The following is a 20,191-nucleotide window of genomic DNA, read 5'->3' on the forward strand; positions in this document are numbered from 1 at the left end:
TTCGCGACTGGCTCGATTGTGTTTTCGGGCAGCTGCCGCCTATGATGGCGCACAACCCCGAAACGGCGAAAGATGACGATGGTCGAACAGAACCTGTTGCTCCTGCTTGTTCTGACGCCGTTCGTCTCATCCTTGCTCGCGGCCACCCTGCCGGTCGGGTCGCGCAATGCCGAAACATGGCTCGCCGGTCTGACCATGGTCGTCGAACTGGTGATCCTTGTCGTGCTCTATCCCAGCGTTGCCGAGGGTGGGCGCATTCTCGGGACATTCGACTGGGCAAGCAGCATCGGCCTGGATCTGACCTTCCGAATCGACGGGTTCGCATGGCTCTTCATGGTCCTTGTCGCAGGCATCGGACTTCTCGTCCTGCTTTATGCAAGGTACTACATGGCACCAGAAGACCCGGTGCCGCGGCTCTATTCCTTTCTGCTGGCCTTTGCCGGTTCGATGGCGGGTCTGGTGCTTTCGGGCAATATCATCATGCTCGTGGTCTTCTGGGAACTGACCAGCCTCATCTCGTTCTTGTTGATCGGCTACTGGTATCGAAAGCAGGAAAGCCGCGACGGGGCGCGCATGGCCTTGGTCGTCACGGCGACCGGAGGGCTATGCCTGATGGTCGCGATGATCCTCATAGGACAGATCGTCGGCAGCTATCAGCTTGACGACGTGCTGACTGCGGGCACGAAACTGACCGAGCACCGGCTTTATCCGGTTGTCCTGATCCTGTTCCTGCTTGGTGCCTTCACGAAATCCGCGCAGTTCCCGTTCCATTTCTGGCTGCCAAACGCGATGGCGGCGCCGACGCCGGTTTCCTCCTATCTCCACTCGGCCACGATGGTGAAGGCCGGAGTCTTCATCCTGCTGCGCTTCCAGCCGGCCCTAGGCGGAACCGACGCATGGTTCCAATTCGTGACCGGAGCGGGACTAGTGACCATGCTGATGGGGGCATTCGTCGCGCTTTTCAAACACGATCTGAAAGGGTTGCTCGCCTATTCGACGATCAGCCATTTGGGACTTATCACAGCGCTTGCGGGCATTGGAACGCCGCTTGCAATGATCGCGGCCATCTTCCACATCGTGAACCACGCGGTTTTCAAGGCGTCGCTTTTCATGGCAGCCGGGATCATCGACCATGAAACTGGAACCCGGGACATGCGCCGGCTTTCAGGATTGTCGCGGTCGATGCCAGTCACCGCAGCGCTTGCCATCATCGCGTCCGCCGCCATGGCCGGAGTGCCCCTGCTCAACGGCTTTCTCTCCAAGGAGATGTTCTTCGAAGCGACCTACTTGTGGAACAATGGAAGCCCGCTCGACAATGCCGCCCCTTATGTCGCTGTCTGTGCCAGCGCCTTCAGCGCAGCCTATTCCCTGCGTTTCATCGCGACAGTCTTTTTTGGCCCGCCAGCTACCGATCTTCCCCATCCTCCGCACGAACCACCGGCCCTGATGCGGCTGCCCGTCTTCCTGCTTGCCGGGGCCTGCCTTTTCATCGGCATCATGCCCCAGGCGGCGCTTGGCGACTGGCTTGAAAGCGCCAGCATGGCGATCCTCGGCCCCGATCTTCCCCATTTCAGCCTCAAAGTCTGGCACGGCCTCAATCCCGCGCTGGTCATGAGCCTGATCGCGACCGGTCTCGGCATCCTGATCTATCTTTCATCGCGCCGCTGGATCGACCGGGGCGAGGAAGGTCTGCGGCTGCTGCGCAGGCTCGATTTCGGCCGAGGCTTCGAACAGGGTCTTCAGCTTCTGAGCCAGACCCTTCCCCGTCGGTTCTTGAGGGTGATCTCAGCGCCCGGGCTCCAGTCGCAATTGCGCGTCATGGTCCTGATGGGCATGGCGGCCGCCTATTTCGCGTTGGGACCGTTGGATTGGAACATCCCCCTGCCGCAGATCGGATCGCGAGAGCTTGTCTTCGCTCTTCTTTGGGTGATCGGGGGTGCCTGTGCGTTGGGCGCGGCATGGCAGGCGAAGTACCACCGCTTCGCCGCCTTGATCCTGATGAGTGGCGCAGGCCTTGTCACCTGCACGACGTTTGTCTGGCTTTCGGCCCCCGATCTTGCCGTGACACAGCTATTGGTCGAAATCGCCACTACTGCTCTTCTGCTGCTGGGCCTGCGCTGGCTCCCCAAGCGAAACGAGGAAATCGCTGGCGACGACAACCTGAGATCTCGGGTTCGCAGGTTCCGCGACCTGCTGATTGCACTGGGATGCGGAACGGGAATGACGGCCATCGCACTTGCCGTTCTCCTGACCCGGCCGGGCAATTCGGTGGGGGACTGGTTCCTGCGCCATTCCTACGTCGAGGGCGGGGGCACAAATGTCGTCAACGTGATCCTTGTCGACTTCCGCGCCTTTGACACTTTCGGCGAAATTGCCGTTCTCGCGATCGTGGGGCTGACGGTCTATGCGCTGCTGCGCCGGTTCCGCCCCGCCCCCGAAAGCGTGGCCCGTCCCCGGCCGCAGCATGAGGCAGAAGAACAGGCGCTGGAGGCATATCTCTTCGTTCCCGCGATCCTCATGCAGTGGCTCTTTGCGCCGATCATCGCGATAGCTGCATACCTCTTTTTCCGAGGACACGATTTGCCGGGTGGGGGATTTGCTGCAGGCGTCACCTTCGCGATCGGTCTTCTGCTGCAATACGCAGCGACCAACGTGCGTTGGGTCGAAGCGCGCCTGACCATCCTTCCGGTGCGCTGGATGGGCACGGGGCTGCTGATTGCGGCGGCGGTGGGGGCCGGATCGTGGATCTTCGGCGCGCCGTTCCTGACCACCCATTACCAATACCTGGACCTCCCGCTGATCGGGAAGGTTCCGGCCTCGACTGCCATGCTCTTCGATCTTGGGGTGTTTTCCCTCGTGGTCGGCGCGATCGTCCTCATGCTGATCGCGATCGCCCACCAGTCGCTGCGTGTCGCGCCGCGCTCCCGCCCTTCTGATACCGAAAGGGAAGGCTGATGGAACTCATCCTTGCACTGGCCATCGGCGTCCTGACGGGTTCGGGTGTCTGGCTGCTCATGCGGCCGCGCTCTTACCAGGTGATCATCGGCCTTTGTCTTCTCGCATATGGCGTCAACCTGTTCATCTTCTCGATGGGCCGACTTTACATAGGCGCGGCGCCGATCATGCCAAAAGGCGGCTTCGTCGATCCGACAGCCTACGCCGACCCGCTGCCGCAAGCGCTCGTCCTGACGGCGATCGTCATCAGTTTCGCCACGACAGCATTGTTCCTGGTGGTCCTGATCGCCTCGCGCGGGATTACCGGCACGGATCATGTCGATGGCAAGGAGCGCAGCCAATGACACCCGAAGCGCTTCCCAACCACATGATCATCGCGCCGATCCTCATCCCGCTGATCGCGGGCGCGATCATGCTGTTCTACAACGACCGCAATCGCCAGACGAAGCTGTTGCTGGGACTCGCGGCGGTGGGGCTAATGTTTCTCAGTTCGGTCGAGCTCCTTGAAGACGCAAAGGCGCTGAATCAGGAAGGCGGGGCCCTTGTCCAGCTTTACCGGCTAGGCGACTGGCCGGTACCGGTGGGCATCGTACTCGTGCTCGATCGGCTGTCCGCGATGATGGTCATGCTGATGGCCCTGCTTGCCGGTCCGTCGCTGATCTATGCCGCCGCTGGCTGGCACGGCAAGGGCCAGCACTATCACAGCATGTTCCAGTTCCTTCTTGCGGGTGTGAATGGCGCGTTCCTGACCGGAGATCTCTTTAACCTCTTCGTTTTCTTCGAGGTGATGCTGGCCGCATCCTACGGCCTGATGCTGCACGGCTCGGGACCTGACCGCATCAAGGCCGGGTTGCAATATATCGCCGTGAACCTGGCCGCATCGCTGTTCTTCCTGATCGGGGTCGCTCTCGTCTATGGAACGACAGGCACGCTCAACATGGCCGATATCGCGCGGGAATTGACGACGCTCGAGGACGCGCAGCGGTTGCTGTTCCATGCGGCGGCTGCTTTCCTCGGCATGGCTTTCCTGATCAAGGCGGCGGCCTGGCCGCTCTGTTTCTGGCTGCCGCCCACCTATGCGGCGGCCTCTCCTCCTGCGGCGGCCATCATGGCGATCATGACCAAGGTCGGCATTTACGTCATCTTGCGGCTATCGCTGTTGATCCTCGGTCGGGAGGCGGGCGCCTCGGCCGGCTTTGGCGCACCCGTGCTCATGATCGCAGGCGCACTGACCATGGCATTCGGCACCGTGGGCGTCCTGGGCACGCCCGATCTTGCTCGCAAGGGGGGATATATCGCCATCATTTCTTCGGGCACGATCCTCGGAGCCATCGGTCTTGCCCAGGCCGGAGGCGGTGCTGATCTGCTTGGCGGTGCGCTTTATTATCTCGTCGGATCGACGGCGGCGGTCTCTGCATTCTTCCTCATCTCGGAACCGGTCTCGCGCAACGACACGGGCGAGGACGAACCCCATCCCCATGATGAAGGCGCAAGCCTGCACCTTGCCGAGCGCTGGGAGTGGACACCGATGGGTCTCGACACGGTCGAGGATACGCCGAGCCCCGCCAGCACCCGCACCGTATCGTGGCTGACCATGGCAATCTGTTTTTCTCTGATCGCCGCCATGCTGGCCGGCCTGCCGCCGATGCCGGGATTTGTCGGCAAGGTCGCCATCCTGCGCGGCGCGATTTCCCAGAATATCGGGCTTTCTGGCCAGTTGCCCGTCATGCTCTGGGTCTATACGGCGATGATGATCCTGTCAGGACTAGGCGCCCTGATTGCCCTGATCCGGTTCGGCATCCGTCGGTTCTGGGCGCAAGAGGGGCCTGCGCCGCGCATTCTCGCGCTGGAAATCGTGCCGGTCGTCATGCTGCTGGGCATGCTGCTGCTGCTGACCTTGCGCGCCGATGCCGTGCTGAGCTATGCGCGCGACACCGCCGTCGCCCTGCTGGAACCAGCAACCTATCGCAAGGCGGTCCTGCAGGACGCCGCCCGCGTCGACGCGACCCCGCCGGAAAACCTGGCGCCGATCGAACCCGCGGAGGATGAGGAATGAGACAGGCAATTCCTCATCCGCTTCTTTCGGCGGCGCTCGTGCTGATGTGGATGATGCTGACGCGATTTTCCCTGGGCCACCTTGCTCTTGGCTCGATTGTGGCATTGTTCGCCGGATGGACCGTCGCACGTTTGCACCCGCCCCGGCCAAGAATTCGTCGCTGGAGCGCCATACCCCGGCTGATGGCCGTGGTGTCGGTCGATATCTTCCGCTCAAATCTTGCGGTGGCGAGGGTGCTTTTGCTGGGGCCCGATCATCCGCGATACCATTCGGGTTTCGTCGAGCTGCGGCTGAAGCTGCGCGACCAGAACGCCATCGCCCTGCTTGCGATCATTCTGACCGCCACCCCCGGCACAGCCTGGCTGGAATATGAACGTGAAGACGGGCGGCTGCTGCTGCATGTTCTCGACTTGCGGAGCGGGGATGACTGGCAAGCCTTAATTCATGATCGCTATGAGGCCCTGTTGATGGAGATCTTCGAATGAACGCGATGCTGGTTCTGCAATATGCCCTGAGCTACGCGCAGATCGCGATGATCATTGCGCTGGGACTGTCAGGCTGGAGAATGCTCTACGGCCCGCGTGCGCAAGACCGCGTGCTGGCGATAGACACGATGTATATCAACGCGATGCTGCTTTTCCTTGTCATCGGAATGGGAAATGGCAACGTATTCTTTTTCGAGGGCGCTCTCGTGATCGCCGTGCTGGGTTTCGTCACCACCGCCTGCGCGGCCAAGTTCCTGATGCGGGGCGAGGTCATCGAATGAGCCACCTGAACAATCTCTCACCCATCATCGCCATTCTCGTCGCTGTTCTTGTCGTGCTTGGCTCATCGCTCGCGCTTCTGGGCAGTCTGGGGCTGGTTAGGCTGCGCAGCTTCTATCAGCGACTTCATGCCCCGACCCTTTCCTACAGCTATGGCGCACTGCTGATTATCATCGGCTCGATGATGATGTTTTCGCTGCTCGAAGAAAGGCTGGTTGTCCATGAGCTGGTGATCGGCATCTTCATGCTGATCACCACCCCGATCAGCCTTCTGATGCTGGGACGGGCGGGGCTGCGTCGAGATCGGGATGCGAAGCTGGGGCATGATGAAATTGTGCCTCCGCGAATCTCACCCGGGGCGGGCATCGAAATCCCTGCGCGGGATCTGTCGGAATATGGCGAAGGCATGATGGACAGGCGCATCCTGTCGCGCAGCGCGAAAGTCGAGGGTCAGACCGACATCTCGACCGACGAACCGGGCGGTTCCGACTAATTCCGCGACTCGGACAGGACCGTGCGGAGCATGGTCATATCCACGTCATCCGTGACGAAGGCCCGACCGATCCCATGGGCGAGGATGAAACGCAGCTTGCCATCCTGAACCTTCTTGTCTTGTCCCATCAGCGCGACCAGTTGATCGTTGTCGGGCAATTGTCCCGGGATCTGCGAGATGCGCGATGGCATGCCCATGGCCGCGAAATGTGCCGCGACGCGGGAAGGTGCTTCCTGGCTGCAAAGCCCCATCCGCGCGGAAAGTTCGAAGGCGAGGGTGCATCCGATCGCCACGCCTTCCCCATGCAGCAGGCGCTGGGAATAGCCGGTTGCCGATTCCAGCGCATGCCCGAAGGTATGGCCCAGGTTCAAAAGCGCGCGCTCGCCCTGTTCGGTCTCGTCGCGCTGCACGATTCCTGCCTTCATTCCGACCGAATGTCGGACTGCGCGTTGCAGCGCGGCAGGATTGCCCGACAGATCTGGACCTGCATCCTCGAGCCATTCGAAAAACTGCTCGTCGCCGAGAAGCCCATATTTCGCCACCTCGCCATAACCGGCTAGGAAATCGCGCGACGCAAGGGTTCCCAGAACACCGATATCTGCAAGCACAAGGGCAGGCTGGTGGAAGGCCCCGATCAGATTCTTGCCCTGTGGGCTGTTGATCCCGGTCTTGCCCCCGACAGAGCTGTCGACCTGCGCCAGCAGCGTCGTCGGGATCTGGACGAAGCGAACGCCGCGGCGCAGGATTGCCGCCGCAAAGCCCGCGAGGTCGCCTATGACCCCTCCTCCCAACGCGATGACCAGATCCTTGCGTTCGATCCTCTGTTCGATCAGCCACTCGACGGCGCGGCCCAGTTCAGGCCAGCATTTCGTGGCCTCGCCCGCAGGAAGCCGCAAGGCGGGGGCATCGATGCCGACCGAAGCCAGCGCATCCTGCAAAGCGGCAAGATGCAGACCCGCGACCGTCTCATCGGTCAGGATCGCGACACGCCGCTTTCCGGCCAGGGCCATGATTTCCTGGCCTGCTCTGGACAGAAGCCCCGTCCCGATCCGGACATCGTAAGAGCGATCCCCCAGATCGACATGAACTGTTTCGATGCTCATTCCGCCTCCAGGATCATGGGCTGTTTATTCTTGATTTCGGCCAGGACATGGTTGGTCGTATCCTCGATCGTGTCGCTTCGCGAGGCCGGGACGCATATGTCGGCCTGAGCGTAGAACTGGCGCCTTTCGGCCAACAGCCGCTCAAGCGTTCCATAGGGATCTGCGGTCTGCAGCAATGGCCGGGTGGGCCGGCTGCGGACGCGCTGCCAAAGCGTGTCGAGATCGCAATCAAGCCAGACCGAAACACCGTTTTGCGAGATGCGCTGCCGGTTCGTTTCCCGCAGCCAGGCGCCACCGCCGGTCGAGATGATACTATCGCCCCCGCCCAGAACGCGGGCCAGAACTTCCGATTCGCGGGCTCGGAAGAAGTCCTCGCCATCGCGGGCAAAAATCTCGGGGATGGTCATTGCGGCGGCGCGTTCGATCTCGGAATCGGTATCCCAGAACGGCCGACCAAGGCGACGGGACAGCTCTGCCCCGATCGCGGTCTTACCCGCTCCCATCATTCCGATCAGCACGATGTTCCGCCGCATCACCCCCCCGTTTGCCGCCGTTTCGCCGCGCCCGCCGCGGCCAAGTTGTTGGTGGCACTGAATGGCGTGATCTTTCGGGAAATGCCATATATATTTCGCGCGAGCCGTCGTAGAAGCGGCCGCAACAAGAACCGATCGAGGCGGAAAGGACAGTCGATGAGACTATTGTGGGTGGCGGTGGTGCTGATAATTCTGGCCGTGGTAGGGCTGACGGGCTACGCCTATTTCGGCGATATGAAGGCCGATCCGCGCGAGATGCGCCTGCCCGTGCAGCTGGATCTGGGCAGCGAACCTGCTGCGCCTGCCCCGGCGGCGGCGATATCCGACATGTCTGGAGCGCCAGAGGCTTCTGCGGAAGAGCCCAGTGAAACGGGGCAAGATGAGCTCGACTGAGATCATCCGTCGGGCCGTCGCGCCGCTTGTCACCGCCTTTGCGATCACGGTGCAGCCGGCTGTCGCCCGGCCGCCGCTATCGGCCAGCGACTGGCTTTCGGGCAGTATCCGGCAGCCTGACAACATCTCGGCCTGGCGTCCCAGAGAACCGACCCGTCCTCCGGGCAGCAACTCGTCAGTCGCGAAAAGCGGCGCAGTCGAACCTGTGGGCGTGACGCGCCTTGGCGAAGGCAATCCCGACGGCAAGGGAACGGTTTCGCCGCGCGCCGCGGGACTGCCGCAGGATCTGTGGGGCGACAGCGACAGCCATACGCTCGCGCGCCTGGTCCTCGCATCCGATCCTCGCCTGCCGGCATTGCGCAGGCTCGAGCGTCGCATTCTTGCCGCGCAGCTCGATCCTCCGAAAGCCGAGCAAGGTGGCGAGGGGGAGCTTTTCCTCGCGCGCGTCGACAAGCTGCTCGACATGGGCGCAACCGGTGCGGCCGAAGAGCTTCTTCAGACAGCCGGTTCTGCCGATCCACAGCGGTTCCGTCGGCTGTTCGATATTGCATTGCTTTCAAACAATGAAGCACAAGCTTGTGATATCATGGACAGAACGCCCGGTGTCGCGCCAAGCTTTCCAGCCCGGATCTTTTGCCTCGCACTCGGCGGGGACTGGGCCGCCGCAGCCTTGGTGTTTCATGGGGCCGATACAGCCGGCCTGATCAATCCCCAGATGGCGACGTTGCTCGCGCATTTCCTGGACGATGCCTATTCCGACCAGGAGGAGGTCATAACGCCGCCTCAGGTCGTGACCCCGCTTGACCTGCGGCTGCATGAAGCGATCGGGCAACCATTGCCATCGGCGAGCCTGCCGCTTGCCTTCGCATTGGCGGATCTGGACGAGAATGGCGGCTGGAAGGCAAGGCTCGACGCGGCGGAAAGACTCGCACGCGCAGGCGCCATCCCCGCGTCGCAATTGCGCAGAATCTATGAGGAACAAAGCCCTGCCGCATCGGGTGGTGCATGGGACCGCGCCGCAGCGATCCAGGAACTTGATCTGGCGCTGACCGCCCGCGACGTGGAAGGCGTTGCGACAAGCCTTCCGCCCGCCTTCAACGCGATGGTCCGCGCCGGGCTTGGACCCGCCATGGCAGACATGATCGGGGCCGAGGTGGGCGCCCTGCCGCTGGATGGAACTGCGGGGCAGATGGCAAGGTGGCTCGCCCTTGAGGCCGGGCAGTGGCAGGTTGTTCAATCAACCCCCGCCGACATTCCCGAATTCGATCTATGGCTGCTCGACTTCGCCAGCGGACTTGCCGGCAGGACGCCGCCGAACGGCAATGGATCAGATCGGGCCGAAATCCTGCTTCAGGCATTCGGGGCGAATTCGACGGTCCCCAAACCCGCCGCCGACCTCATTGACGACAATCGAAGCGGCGAAGCGCTGCTGATGGCAATGGCTGATGTCGATGCGGGGCTGGAGGGTGATCTGCCGCGGGCGGCGCAGGGGCTGCGGGTTCTTCGCGCCCTTGATCAAGGCGAGATTGCCCGACAGGCCGCGATCGAGCTGATCCTGGCGCCGGTCTTGCTGGCAACCCATTCCGGCGTGGATTCGGGGGTTTCGCCATGACTGATACGGTCGGCGACAGGCGCCGGATTTCAGCATTTCTCGACGCCCAGGCGGCCGAGGCCGGCGCGGCTCGCAATACGCTCCTTGCTTATGGACGGGATCTCAAGGACTTCACGGGATGGCTGGCAGGACGCGGGGAAACGCTGATCACGCTGGGACGCGAGACCATAGAAGACTACCTGTCGCATTGTGACGCGCAGGGCCTGTCCCGCGCCACGCGCGCACGCCGACTGTCCGCAATACGGCAGGTGACGCGCTTCGCGCTCGAGGAAGGCTGGCGAGAGGACGATCCCGCGATGCGGATCGCGGGGCCCGGTCGCGCACAACGCCTTCCCAAAACGTTGAGCCGAGACGAAGTTCAGGCCATGCTGGACGCCCTGCCCGCCCTTGGCCGAAACGCCATCGAGCAGGCACGCAACCTTGCGCTTTTCGAATTGATCTATGCCACCGGCATGCGGGTCAGCGAACTCGTCGGTCTGCCCGTGAGCGCGTGCCGCGGCAATCCTGCACTTTTGCTTATTCGCGGCAAGGGCGGGCGCGAACGCATGGTGCCGCTGACGACCCCGGCGCGAGAGGCGCTGGTGGCCTGGCTATCCTTGCGCGACAATGCCCCGCCGGAGAGTTCACTTGGCCGCCTGGTCGCCGGTCGCGGGGGGCGCTGGCTTTTTCCGGCGGCTAGCCAGGAAGGGCACATGACCCGGCAGGCCGTCAACGCTCTGCTTCACCAGCTTTCCATTGCCGCGGGGATCGACCCTGCGCGAGTTTCACCGCACGTCATCCGCCACGCCTTCGCCACGCATCTTCTTGAAGGCGGAGCGGATCTGCGTGCCATCCAGACCCTGCTGGGTCATGCCGATCTTGGAACGACCGAGATCTATACCCACGTCCTTGACGCGCGGATGCGCGATCTTGTTCTGAACCACCATCCCCTTGCCGCCAAACGGCGGCCGGCGAGAGAAGAATGACGCCCTTGACACTTTTGGCCGCTGCGGCCACTGCCCAGACGCCCGAACCCGTCGCCGAAGGCTCGTTATCATTTGACCCAACGCTCTGGCTGACCGCAGGGGCGATTGTCGTGCTCTTGGCGCTTTCGGCCTTTTTCTCGGGTTCCGAGACGGCGCTGACTGCCTCGAGCCGCGCAAAGCTGCGGGCACGAGCCGATCGCGGCGATGCGGGGGCAAAGGCCGCGCTCGACGTGACAGAAGACAGTGAAAGGCTGATCGGCTCGATCCTGCTGGGCAACAACGTCGTCAACATCCTCTCGGCAAGCCTTGCGACCGCTTTGTTCACGAAGATGCTGGGCTCGGGCGGCGTCGCCATGGCGACGCTGGTGATGACAGTCCTGGTGCTGATCTTTTCCGAGGTTCTGCCGAAAACCTATGCGATCCTTGCGCCCGAAGACATGGCGAGCCGCGTCGCACCACCGATAAGGCTGGTGACAAGCATACTTTCACCGATCGTCAGCGTCGTCCGCCTTCTCGTCCGTGGCATTCTGGTGCTTTTCGGAAAGCGTACCGATGATGATGGCAACGTCTTTTCGGTGCAGGAGGAAATCGCCGGCGCATTGGCCATCGGCCATTCCAGTGGCGCCGTCCAGAAAGAGGAACGCGACCTGCTCCTGGGCGCACTCGACTTGGGGGATCGTGCCGTCGAGGAGATCATGCTGCACCGTTCGCGGATCGAAATGATCGATGGCGACCTGCCGCCGCAGGACATTCTTGAAATGGTCCTGAAAAGCTCGCATACGCGCCTGCCGGTCTACCGCGGTGAACGTGAAAACGTAATTGGCGTTCTTCATGCAAAGGACCTGCTGCGCGCAGTGAGCCGCGCCATGCGCGAGATCGGGCCGGAAGCGCTCGATAAGTTCGACGTGCTCAGCGTCGCCATGCCCCCTTATTTCGTGCCCGACACGACGCCCCTTGACGAGCAGATGCGCGAGTTCCTTTCGCGACACACGCATTTTGCCCTGGTCGTCGACGAATACGGCAGCCTGCGCGGGCTGATCACGCTTGAGGATATTCTTGAAGAGATCGTGGGCGAAATCACCGACGAACACGACATCGACGCCATGCAGTCCCTGGTTCCAAGCGATACCGGCGATTATTCGATCGATGGCGCCATGACGATCCGGGACCTCAACCGTGCGCTTGACTGGAACCTGCCCGATGAGGAAGCGAACACCATCGCCGGGCTGGTCATTCACATGGCCCAATCCATTCCGACGCCGGGCCAGGTCTTCTCATTCCATGGCTATCGGTTCGAAGTGGTCGCCCGCCGGGAAAATCGGGTCACGCGCCTGCGCATCCGCCCGCTGGCCGAATTGTCCCCGGCCAACGGCGAATCTTCCGAAGATCAGTGATCCGCGAGGCTAGCCGCGCGCTTGGCTTCATCCTCGTTCGCTGATTGCGCTCCGTTGAAGAAGGCGTTCAGGGCGACGGCCGAAATCGTCGCCAGCAGGATGCCCGATTCGATAAGCGGATGGATCGCATGCGGCATCCATTGCTTGAAGTCGGGCGCTATCAGCGGGATCATCCCGAAGCCCAGAGCGACTGCCACGACGAACAGATTGTTGCGGTTCTTGGCGAAATCCACCGTCGATAGAATACGTATCCCGGTAGCCGCCACCATGCCGAACATCACGAGGCCCGCACCACCCAGAACAGCCGTTGGCAGGGATTCCACCGCGGCCCCCATCTTTGGCACAAGCCCGAAAAGGATCAGGATCGCCCCGCCGGCGACGCAAATGAAACGGCTCTTGATGCCCGTCACCCCGACAAGGCCGACATTCTGACTGAAGGAGGTATAGGGGAAGGTGTTGAAGATCCCGCCGATCAGCGTGCCAAGCCCGTCGGTCCGCAGCCCGGCGGTCAATCTCTCTTGCGTGACTTCACGGCCCGTCATTTCGCCAAGCGCAAGGAACATCCCGGTGGATTCGATCATGACCACGATCATGACAAGAACCATGGTGACGATAAGCACGGGGTCGAATATCGGGGCGCCGAAATGGAATGGCGTGACGAGCCCGAACCAGGATGCCTCGCCCACCTTCGCAAAGCTCATCTGCCCAAGGACGATTGTCAGGGCCGCCCCGATCAGCATGCCAAGAAGCACCGCGATATTGGCGACGAACCCCTTGCCGAAGCGCGCAATCATCAGGATCGAGACGAGGACCACAGCCGAGATGCCGATGTTCAGCGGCTTGGCGTAAAGCGGATTCTGCAGGCTTGGCGCGGGTGAGAATCTTTCAGGCAAGGCCGGGACGACTCCGGTATCTGCCATTTCCTTCAACTGGTTGACCCAGCCCGCCGCGACGGGATCGACGATCTTGGGCGCGGTGGGGCCGACAGGGTTTCCAAAGATCCAGTTGATCCCGATCCGCATCAATGTGACCCCGATGACGAGAATGATCGTGCCCGTCACAAGCGGAGGAAAAAAACGCAGCATCCGGCCCACGAAGGGCGCAATCAGCATGGCGATGATCCCTGCCCCTATGATGGCGCCAAAGATCATCCGCGCGCCATCTGGTCCGGGATAGGCATTGGCCATGGCGACCATCGGCCCGACCGATGCAAAGGTCACGCCCATCATCACGGGAAGCTGAATGCCGAACCAGCGCGTGACGCCAAAGGACTGGATGATCGTCGCTATCCCACAGCAGAAGAGGTCCGCCGAGATCAGGAAGGCCACGTCTTCGGGGGAAAGTTTCAAGGCCCTGCCGACAATCAGTGGAACCGCGACAGCCCCTGCATACATGACGAGCACATGCTGAAGCCCCAGCGTGGTCAGACGAAGCGGCGGAAGGATCTCGTCTACCGGATCCGCCGCAGAAGGCACAGCCTTTGCCATGATGTCCCCCTTGATTTTCCGAACTTTTCGAATGAACCAAGTAACGACCCGTTCTGGCGGCAAGGCAATGATTTTATGCACCTTCCCCAGGACAGGGGAAAGGCCGCCGGTTTCTCGGGCACATCAGGCAGGCGAATGGGACATGGGCACCGCGTCAAAAGATGGCGAAGGACACAACGAAATTTTGCGATCACCGCTTGCGGTTTCCGGCGGAAAAAGCCAGCTTCCGCCCGTCGCGGACCGTGCCTTGGCCGCCAGCCGCGACGTGATATGCGGTGCTTTTCGATGAATATCAGCCCATTACCGCTGAAAATTCGACCCCGCCCCGAGCACGGACCGGCCCAAAAGTCCGTCTGCCCCGACTTCGCGCGATTTGTCGGGCATTTCGTCATACTGGCAGTCCCGGGTTGCAACATTGCCCCGGGCTGAATATCAGGACCCGGCCCGCATCCACCAGCACGGAAATCCACAATGGACATCGCTGAACGCCGCAAGGCAAATCCCGATCACTGGCGCCTTGCCGCCGCCATTCGCGCCTTGTCGATGGACGCAGTCGAAGCTGCGAATTCGGGCCACCCCGGCATGCCGATGGGCATGGCCGACGTGGCCACCGTCCTGTTCCGCAATCACCTGAAATTCGACGCCTCGGCCCCGAACTGGTTCGATCGCGACCGTTTCGTGCTGTCCGCCGGCCACGGCTCGATGCTGATCTATTCGCTCTTGCACCTGACCGGTTACGACCAGATGTCACTGGAACAGATCCGCAATTTCCGCCAATGGGGCGCCATCACCGCCGGCCATCCGGAATACGGCCATGTCGAGGGTGTCGAGACCACGACCGGCCCGCTGGGTCAGGGCATTGCCACCGCCGTGGGTTTTGCCATCGCCGAAGAAGCGATGCGCGCGCAATATGGCGCGGATCTGTGCAGCCACAAGACCTGGGTCATCGCAGGCGACGGCTGCCTGATGGAGGGCATCAGCCAGGAAGCAATCGCGCTTGCCGGCCATCAGAAGCTCAGGAACCTGATCGTCCTGTGGGACAATAACGACATCACCATCGACGGCCGCGTCTCGCTGTCGGACAATACCGACCAGCTGAAGCGCTTCGAGGCCTCGGGCTGGCGCGTGCTGAGCTGCGACGGCCATGATGCCGCCGATATCGACCGTGCGCTTGCCGATGCCGCCAGCGGTGCGGATGACCGCCCGGTTCTCGTCTCGTGCAAGACCATCATCGGCTACGGCGCGCCGAAGAAACAGGACAGCTCGGGCGCGCATGGCTCGCCCCTGGGCGCCGAGGAAATCGCCGCGACCCGCGCCGCCTACGGCTGGGAACACGGCCCCTTCGTGATCCCCGAGGACATCCTTGCTGATTGGCGCGCCATCGGGGCCCGCGGCAAGGCCGAGCGTGAAGCTTGGAACGCCCGCGTGGACGCTGCCGAAAACCGCGACGAGTTCGCGCGCCGGATCTCGGGTGCCACGAATGACAAGCTATCCCCGACCATCGCCGCGTTGAAGGCGCAGGCAATCGCCAGCACGCCCAAGATCGCGACCCGCAAGGCAAGCGAAATGGTGCTTGAGGTCGTGAACCCCGAACTTCCCGAGACGCTGGGCGGCTCGGCCGACCTGACCGGCTCGAACAACACCAAGACCAAGGATCTGGGCATCTTCTCGCCCGAGAACCGCACTGGCCGCTACATCCATTACGGCATCCGCGAGCATGGCATGGCCGCCGCGATGAACGGCATCTGGCTGCATGGCGGCTTCCGCCCCTATGGCGGCACCTTCATGTGCTTCACCGATTATGCCCGCGGCGCGATGCGCCTCTCGGCGCTGATGGGCCTGCCGGTCGTCTATGTCATGACGCACGATTCGATCGGCCTTGGCGAGGACGGCCCGACCCACCAGCCGGTCGAGCATCTGGCGATCTGCCGCGCGACGCCGAACACCCTGACTTTCCGTCCCTGCGATCTCGTCGAGACCGCCGAGGCATGGGAAATCGCGCTGAGCGAAGAATCGACCCCTTCGGTGCTGGCCCTGTCCCGCCAGAACCTGCCCACCCTGCGGACGGAAGCCGGCGAGAACTTGACGGCCAAGGGTGCCTATGTCCTGCGCGAAGCCTCGGCCGAGCCGAAGGTCGTGCTGATGGCCACCGGTTCGGAAGTCGAGATCGCCGTCGCCGCACGCGAGCAACTGGAAGCGCAAGGCGTTCCGACCCGTGTCGTCTCGGTCCCGTCGATGGAGCTTTTCCGCGATCAGGACGTGGACTACCGCGCCTCGGTCCTGCCTGCCGGAACGGTTCGCGTCGCCATCGAGGCCGCCGTCCGTCAGCCCTGGGAATGGCTCCTGCTTGGCGAAAGGGGCAATGAAGCGACCTCGGGCTTCATCGGCATGACCGGCTTTGGCGCATCGGCTCCGGCTCCGACCCTTTACACGGAATTCGGGATCACGGCCGAAGCGACAGTCGCCGAAGCCCGCCGTCTGCTGGGCTGATTTCAGACAATATCCTGACTGCGGTCGCGCCTTCATGGCGCGGCCGTTCTGCTTTCCGCCCCATGGACGTCCCCGCGCGCCACAGGCATAAGCTGCGCCGAGGGAGTTCCAGATGAACCAGCCAGAGATCGCTCCACAGGGCCTGCCACCCATTCTCGCACCCGTGGGACAGCCAGGACGATCAGCCCAGTTGCAGGGTATCCTGCTTCTGCTGCTGGCAATTTTCACCTTCACGCTGATGGACGCCACCGCCAAGCACCTGGCACAAACCTACCATCCGGCCCAGATCGTGTGGGCCCGGTTCATAACCAATCTCGCGATCGTGGCCGTGATCCTTGCCCCCCGGCTGCGCAGCAGCATGCGGACGAGACGTCCCGTCGTGCAATTGTTTCGCGGCCTGACCCAACTCGGGTCCGTGGGGCTTTTCTTCACCTCGCTGCAGTTCATCGGGCTGGCCGAGGCGACCGCGATCATGGACATCAATCCCGTCCTGATCACGCTGGGTGCCGCGATCTTCCTGGGCGAAAGCATCGGCATTCGCCGTGTGATGGGTATCGTCGTCGCCCTTTGCGGCGCCATGATCATCATCCGGCCCGGCGCAGGCGTGTTCGATGCCGCGGCGATCCTGCCGCTGATCGGTGCGTTCACCTATGCCGCCGGCGCGATCCTGACCCGACTTGCGCGCGAGGATTCGACCGCCACTTCGGTGCTTTGGTCTGCCGTCGTCGGCACTATTCTGTCCTCGTTAGTCGTTCCTTTCTTCTGGCAGCCAATCGTGACCGGTGATCTGTGGTACTTCCTGCTGCTCGGAATATTCGGAACCGTCGCGCAGGCATTGCTGATCCGCGCCTTTGCCCTGGCTGAAGCAGCCGCGATAGCACCCTTCGGATATACCGGTCTGATCTGGGCCGGACTTTGGGGCTGGCTGTTCTGGGGCACCTTGCCGGACCGCTGGACCGTGGTGGGTGCGTTGATCATCGTCGCGGCAGGCATATATGTCTGGATGCGAGAGGCCCGCGCAATGCAGCGGGCCGGATAACCAGACCCGACAAGTGGCAAGAGCGGATGAGTGAAAAGGACGACGACACGATCTCGCTGGGCGATCGGCTGGCGAATGGAACATTCCTCGCGATCATGGGCCTGGCCCGCATCTTGCCCTATGAACGGCGTGTGCCCGCGATGGGCTGGTTTTTCGCCCGTTTCCTTGGCCCGGTCGCAGGCTGGCGCAAGCGCATCCGCGAGAACCTTGCCAAGGCGCGCCCCGATCTTGACGACCGCGAAATCGCGCGCCTGACGCGCGCTGTTCCCGACAATGCCGGCCGCTCACTGGCCGAGATCTATTCCGGACAGGAGTTCATCGGTCGAATCCACGGTGCCGACCCGTTAAGCGGACCGGGCCTTCCCGCATTGGAACAAGCGGCTGCCGCTGGCCGTCCCGTGATCCTCGCCGTCGCGCATTTTGGCAATTACGATGCGATGAGGGCGGCTTTGACCGGCCGGGGATGGCCGGTCGGCGCCCTTTACCGCCCGATGAACAACGAAGCTTTCAACCGGCATTACATCCCCGCCATGCAGGCTATCGCCGAACCGATGTTCCCGCGCGGTCGCTCAGGCCTTGCTGCGATGTTGCGGTTTCTCAAGGGGGGTGGCTGGCTTTCGCTCGGATACGATCAGTTCGACGATAATGGCGCGGTTCTGCGCTTCTTTGGCCTGCCCACGAAGACGGTCCTGACCCCGGCCGAACTTGCGATAAGATACGATGCCCTGATCCTGCCGATCGCGGGCATTCGACAACCCGACGGGCTGAGCTTTCGCGTCGAGGTGGGCGAACCCATCGCGCATTCCGATCCCGAAACCATGATGCAGACCCTGAATGACCATCTCGAGAACCAGGTCCGCCAGCATATGGAGCAGTGGTTCTGGATTCACCGGCGATGGAAAGAACGTGGTTCCCGATGACAGCAGCAGGCGAAACCCTTTCCCTCGGGTCATCCCACAGGCTATAAGCTGCGCAAACCGCTGCACCCGAGGGTGCGGCCTCAATCAAAATATCCAGAGGACGGCATGAGCGACGATAAAAATCACGCAGGTCAGGACGAACGCACCAGCGAAGGCGACGTGGCCTTCATCCAGGCCCTGGCCGAGCTGCTCAACCGCAATGACCTGACCGAGCTTTCGGTCAAACGCGAATATGGTGAAAACGATCGTCTGACGGTCAGTCTCTCGAAGCAGGGCAAATTGATCCAAACGATCGCCGCACCCGCACCGGCCGCCGCGCTGCCGACCCCGGCTGCTGCCGCACCAACTGCTGCCGCACCTGCCGCGAACGAAGACCCTGCCAGCCTTCCGGGCGTCGTGACCTCGCCGATGGTCGGCACCGCCTATCTCTCCCCCGAACCGGGCGCGGCGGCCTTTGTCACAGTCGGCAAGCAGGTGAAGGAAGGCGATACGCTGATGATCGTCGAAGCGATGAAGACGATGAACCATATCCCGTCGCCCCGCTCGGGTACGGTCAAGCGCATCCTCGTCGACGATGGCACGCCGGTCGAATTCGGCGCCCCCCTGATGGTCGTCGAGTGAGGCCGTCATGTTTGACAAGATCCTGATCGCCAACCGGGGCGAGATCGCCCTGCGCGTGATCCGCGCATGCCGCGAGATGGGCATAGCGTCGGTAGCTGTTCATTCGACCGCCGATTCCGATGCCATGCATGTTCGCATGGCCGATGAATCGGTCTGCATCGGGCCGCCCTCCTCGACCGAAAGCTATCTTTCCATGTCCGCGATCATCGCTGCATGCGAGATCACCGGCGCCCAGGCGATCCATCCCGGCTACGGCTTCCTTTCGGAAAATGCAGGCTTCGTGCAGATGGTCGAAGACCATGGCATCGCCTTCATCGGCCCCTCGGCCGAGCATATCCGTATCATGGGTGACAAGATCACCGCCAAGGACACCGCGAAGGCCTTGGGGATTCCCGTCGTTCCGGGCTCGGATGGCGGTGTCGCCGACGTGGCTGCGGCCCGGAAGGTCGCGGCAGAAATCGGCTATCCGGTCATCATCAAGGCCACCGCTGGCGGTGGCGGTCGCGGCATGAAGGTCGCGCATGACGAGATCGGGCTTGAAAACGCCTTCCGCACCGCGCGCAGCGAGGCCAAGGCGGCATTCGGTAATGACGAAGTCTATATCGAAAAGTATCTGCAGCGCCCGCGACACATCGAGATCCAGGTCTTTGGCGACGGCAAGGGGCGTGCAGTCCATCTGGGAGAACGCGACTGTTCGCTGCAGCGCCGCCACCAGAAGGTTCTGGAAGAGGCGCCCGGCCCCGTCATCACTCCCGAGCAGCGCGCAAAGATCGGCGAAATCTGCGCAAGCGCGATGTCCGAGCTGGGCTATCGCGGCGCGGGAACCATCGAGTTCCTGTTCGAGGATGGCGAGTTCTACTTCATCGAGATGAACACCCGCCTGCAGGTCGAGCATCCGGTGACCGAGGCGATCTTTGGCGTTGACCTCGTGCGCCAGCAGATCCTTGTTGCCGCTGGTGAAGAGATGGAGTTCCGTCAGGAGGATCTTGAGATCCGCGGGCATTCCATCGAGGTCCGGATCAATGCCGAGAAACTGCCGAACTTCACACCCTCGCCGGGTCGGATCACCCAGTACCACGCCCCCGGAGGGCTTGGCGTTCGCATGGATTCGGCGATCTATGACGGCTACAGGATCCCCCCATATTACGACAGTCTGATCGGCAAGTTGATTGTTCACGGGCGCGACCGGCGCGAAGCGATTGCGCGTCTGGATCGCGCGCTAGGCGAACTGATCGTTGACGGGGTGGACACCACGGTTCCGCTGTTCAGGGCGCTTTTGCAGAACCCCGACGTGCTGAACGGCGATTATTCGATTCACTGGCTGGAGCGCTGGCTTGCTCAGCTGGCCAATCCGGACAGCTGATCG

Annotated in this window: 18 protein-coding genes; 15 read left to right on the forward strand and 3 right to left on the reverse strand. The window is 62.4% G+C overall.

Features of this window, described 5'->3' with window-relative positions:
- The first annotated feature begins 78 nt into the window (after positions 1-78).
- From RGQ15_RS12055 to mnhG, 6 genes are read left to right on the forward strand one after another with little or no spacing between them, the layout of a single operon-like run.
- Positions 79-2,955 (forward strand): monovalent cation/H+ antiporter subunit A, encoded by a 2,877-nt coding sequence (locus tag RGQ15_RS12055; protein ID WP_311161087.1) that lies wholly within the window; start codon positions 79-81, stop codon positions 2,953-2,955.
- The gene (locus RGQ15_RS12060) at positions 2,955-3,299 is read left to right on the forward strand and encodes a Na+/H+ antiporter subunit C (RefSeq protein ID WP_311160484.1); all 345 of its coding nucleotides are present in this window, start codon (positions 2,955-2,957) and stop codon (positions 3,297-3,299) included. Before RGQ15_RS12055 ends, RGQ15_RS12060 begins: the two co-directional genes overlap by 1 nt.
- A complete protein-coding gene (locus RGQ15_RS12065; RefSeq protein ID WP_311160485.1) occupies positions 3,296-5,011 on the forward strand; it encodes a monovalent cation/H+ antiporter subunit D in 1,716 nt (571 codons plus the stop codon). Before RGQ15_RS12060 ends, RGQ15_RS12065 begins: the two co-directional genes overlap by 4 nt.
- On the forward strand, positions 5,008-5,496 hold the full coding sequence (locus tag RGQ15_RS12070) for a Na+/H+ antiporter subunit E (RefSeq protein WP_311160486.1): 489 nt from the start codon (positions 5,008-5,010) through the stop codon (positions 5,494-5,496). The genes RGQ15_RS12065 and RGQ15_RS12070 overlap by 4 nt, the downstream gene beginning before the upstream one ends.
- Positions 5,493-5,777 (forward strand): K+/H+ antiporter subunit F, encoded by a 285-nt coding sequence (locus RGQ15_RS12075; protein ID WP_311160487.1) that lies wholly within the window; start codon positions 5,493-5,495, stop codon positions 5,775-5,777. Before RGQ15_RS12070 ends, RGQ15_RS12075 begins: the two co-directional genes overlap by 4 nt.
- On the forward strand, positions 5,774-6,268 hold the full coding sequence (gene mnhG / locus RGQ15_RS12080) for a monovalent cation/H(+) antiporter subunit G (protein WP_311160489.1): 495 nt from the start codon (positions 5,774-5,776) through the stop codon (positions 6,266-6,268). Before RGQ15_RS12075 ends, mnhG begins: the two co-directional genes overlap by 4 nt.
- Here mnhG and aroB read toward each other — a convergent pair.
- A complete protein-coding gene (aroB, locus tag RGQ15_RS12085; RefSeq protein WP_311160490.1) occupies positions 6,265-7,371 on the reverse strand; it encodes a 3-dehydroquinate synthase in 1,107 nt (368 codons plus the stop codon). The two genes, mnhG and aroB, sit on opposite strands and share 4 nt — an antisense overlap.
- Entirely contained in the window at positions 7,368-7,967 is a 600-nt protein-coding gene (locus RGQ15_RS12090; protein WP_311161088.1) for a shikimate kinase, read from the reverse strand. The genes aroB and RGQ15_RS12090 overlap by 4 nt, the downstream gene beginning before the upstream one ends.
- 93 nt (positions 7,968-8,060) lie before the next feature.
- On the opposite strand from RGQ15_RS12090, the gene RGQ15_RS12095 reads away from it, so the two are divergent.
- From RGQ15_RS12095 to RGQ15_RS12110, 4 genes are read left to right on the forward strand one after another with little or no spacing between them, the layout of a single operon-like run.
- Positions 8,061-8,297 (forward strand): hypothetical protein, encoded by a 237-nt coding sequence (locus RGQ15_RS12095; protein ID WP_311160491.1) that lies wholly within the window; start codon positions 8,061-8,063, stop codon positions 8,295-8,297.
- Positions 8,284-9,909, forward strand: a complete 1,626-nt coding sequence (locus tag RGQ15_RS12100; protein WP_311160492.1) for a hypothetical protein — start codon at positions 8,284-8,286, stop codon at positions 9,907-9,909. Before RGQ15_RS12095 ends, RGQ15_RS12100 begins: the two co-directional genes overlap by 14 nt.
- Positions 9,906-10,874, forward strand: coding sequence for a tyrosine recombinase (locus tag RGQ15_RS12105; RefSeq protein ID WP_311160493.1), 969 nt, complete (start codon positions 9,906-9,908; stop codon positions 10,872-10,874). The genes RGQ15_RS12100 and RGQ15_RS12105 overlap by 4 nt, the downstream gene beginning before the upstream one ends.
- Positions 10,871-12,268, forward strand: coding sequence for an HlyC/CorC family transporter (locus tag RGQ15_RS12110; RefSeq protein ID WP_311160495.1), 1,398 nt, complete (start codon positions 10,871-10,873; stop codon positions 12,266-12,268). Before RGQ15_RS12105 ends, RGQ15_RS12110 begins: the two co-directional genes overlap by 4 nt.
- Here RGQ15_RS12110 and RGQ15_RS12115 read toward each other — a convergent pair.
- Complete coding sequence (locus tag RGQ15_RS12115) at positions 12,262-13,755, reverse strand: nucleobase:cation symporter-2 family protein (protein ID WP_311160496.1); 1,494 nt, start codon at positions 13,753-13,755, stop codon at positions 12,262-12,264. The two genes, RGQ15_RS12110 and RGQ15_RS12115, sit on opposite strands and share 7 nt — an antisense overlap.
- Positions 13,756-14,226: 471 nt before the next feature.
- Between RGQ15_RS12115 and tkt the strand changes: the two genes are divergently transcribed.
- From tkt to accC, 5 genes are all read left to right on the forward strand, one after another.
- A complete protein-coding gene (tkt, locus tag RGQ15_RS12120) occupies positions 14,227-16,245 on the forward strand; it encodes a transketolase (RefSeq protein ID WP_311160497.1) in 2,019 nt (672 codons plus the stop codon).
- A 112-nt stretch (positions 16,246-16,357) separates the two neighbouring features.
- The gene (locus RGQ15_RS12125) at positions 16,358-17,284 is read left to right on the forward strand and encodes a DMT family transporter (RefSeq protein WP_311160498.1); all 927 of its coding nucleotides are present in this window, start codon (positions 16,358-16,360) and stop codon (positions 17,282-17,284) included.
- Between the two features lie 26 nt (positions 17,285-17,310).
- Positions 17,311-18,204: a lysophospholipid acyltransferase family protein gene (locus RGQ15_RS12130; protein WP_311160499.1), complete on the forward strand. Its 894-nt coding sequence runs from the start codon at positions 17,311-17,313 to the stop codon at positions 18,202-18,204.
- A gap of 105 nt (positions 18,205-18,309) precedes the next feature.
- Positions 18,310-18,825, forward strand: a complete 516-nt coding sequence (gene accB / locus RGQ15_RS12135; RefSeq protein ID WP_311160501.1) for an acetyl-CoA carboxylase biotin carboxyl carrier protein — start codon at positions 18,310-18,312, stop codon at positions 18,823-18,825.
- Between the two features lie 7 nt (positions 18,826-18,832).
- The gene (gene accC / locus RGQ15_RS12140) at positions 18,833-20,188 is read left to right on the forward strand and encodes an acetyl-CoA carboxylase biotin carboxylase subunit (RefSeq protein WP_311160503.1); all 1,356 of its coding nucleotides are present in this window, start codon (positions 18,833-18,835) and stop codon (positions 20,186-20,188) included.
- Positions 20,189-20,191 lie beyond the last annotated feature (3 nt).

This window comes from Paracoccus sp. MBLB3053, from assembly GCF_031822435.1.
GTDB classification, from domain to species: domain Bacteria; phylum Pseudomonadota; class Alphaproteobacteria; order Rhodobacterales; family Rhodobacteraceae; genus Paracoccus; species Paracoccus aurantius.

Excerpts from the sequence above, each read along its gene's own strand:
- RGQ15_RS12095 (WP_311160491.1), top strand. The coding sequence starts at position 8,061 with ATGAGACTATTGTGGGTGGCGGTGGTGCTGATAATTCTGGCCGTGGTA.
- RGQ15_RS12100 (WP_311160492.1), top strand. The coding sequence starts at position 8,284 with ATGAGCTCGACTGAGATCATCCGTCGGGCCGTCGCGCCGCTTGTCACC.
- RGQ15_RS12065 (WP_311160485.1), top strand. The coding sequence starts at position 3,296 with ATGACACCCGAAGCGCTTCCCAACCACATGATCATCGCGCCGATCCTC.
- RGQ15_RS12105 (WP_311160493.1), top strand. The coding sequence starts at position 9,906 with ATGACTGATACGGTCGGCGACAGGCGCCGGATTTCAGCATTTCTCGAC.
- RGQ15_RS12115 (WP_311160496.1), bottom strand. The coding sequence starts at position 13,755 with ATGGCAAAGGCTGTGCCTTCTGCGGCGGATCCGGTAGACGAGATCCTT.
- RGQ15_RS12075 (WP_311160487.1), top strand. The coding sequence starts at position 5,493 with ATGAACGCGATGCTGGTTCTGCAATATGCCCTGAGCTACGCGCAGATC.
- RGQ15_RS12130 (WP_311160499.1), top strand. The coding sequence starts at position 17,311 with ATGAGTGAAAAGGACGACGACACGATCTCGCTGGGCGATCGGCTGGCG.
- RGQ15_RS12055 (WP_311161087.1), top strand. The coding sequence starts at position 79 with ATGGTCGAACAGAACCTGTTGCTCCTGCTTGTTCTGACGCCGTTCGTC.
- aroB (WP_311160490.1), bottom strand. The coding sequence starts at position 7,371 with ATGAGCATCGAAACAGTTCATGTCGATCTGGGGGATCGCTCTTACGAT.
- accC (WP_311160503.1), top strand. The coding sequence starts at position 18,833 with ATGTTTGACAAGATCCTGATCGCCAACCGGGGCGAGATCGCCCTGCGC.
- RGQ15_RS12060 (WP_311160484.1), top strand. The coding sequence starts at position 2,955 with ATGGAACTCATCCTTGCACTGGCCATCGGCGTCCTGACGGGTTCGGGT.
- RGQ15_RS12125 (WP_311160498.1), top strand. The coding sequence starts at position 16,358 with ATGAACCAGCCAGAGATCGCTCCACAGGGCCTGCCACCCATTCTCGCA.
- mnhG (WP_311160489.1), top strand. The coding sequence starts at position 5,774 with ATGAGCCACCTGAACAATCTCTCACCCATCATCGCCATTCTCGTCGCT.
- tkt (WP_311160497.1), top strand. The coding sequence starts at position 14,227 with ATGGACATCGCTGAACGCCGCAAGGCAAATCCCGATCACTGGCGCCTT.
- RGQ15_RS12070 (WP_311160486.1), top strand. The coding sequence starts at position 5,008 with ATGAGACAGGCAATTCCTCATCCGCTTCTTTCGGCGGCGCTCGTGCTG.
- RGQ15_RS12110 (WP_311160495.1), top strand. The coding sequence starts at position 10,871 with ATGACGCCCTTGACACTTTTGGCCGCTGCGGCCACTGCCCAGACGCCC.
- accB (WP_311160501.1), top strand. The coding sequence starts at position 18,310 with ATGAGCGACGATAAAAATCACGCAGGTCAGGACGAACGCACCAGCGAA.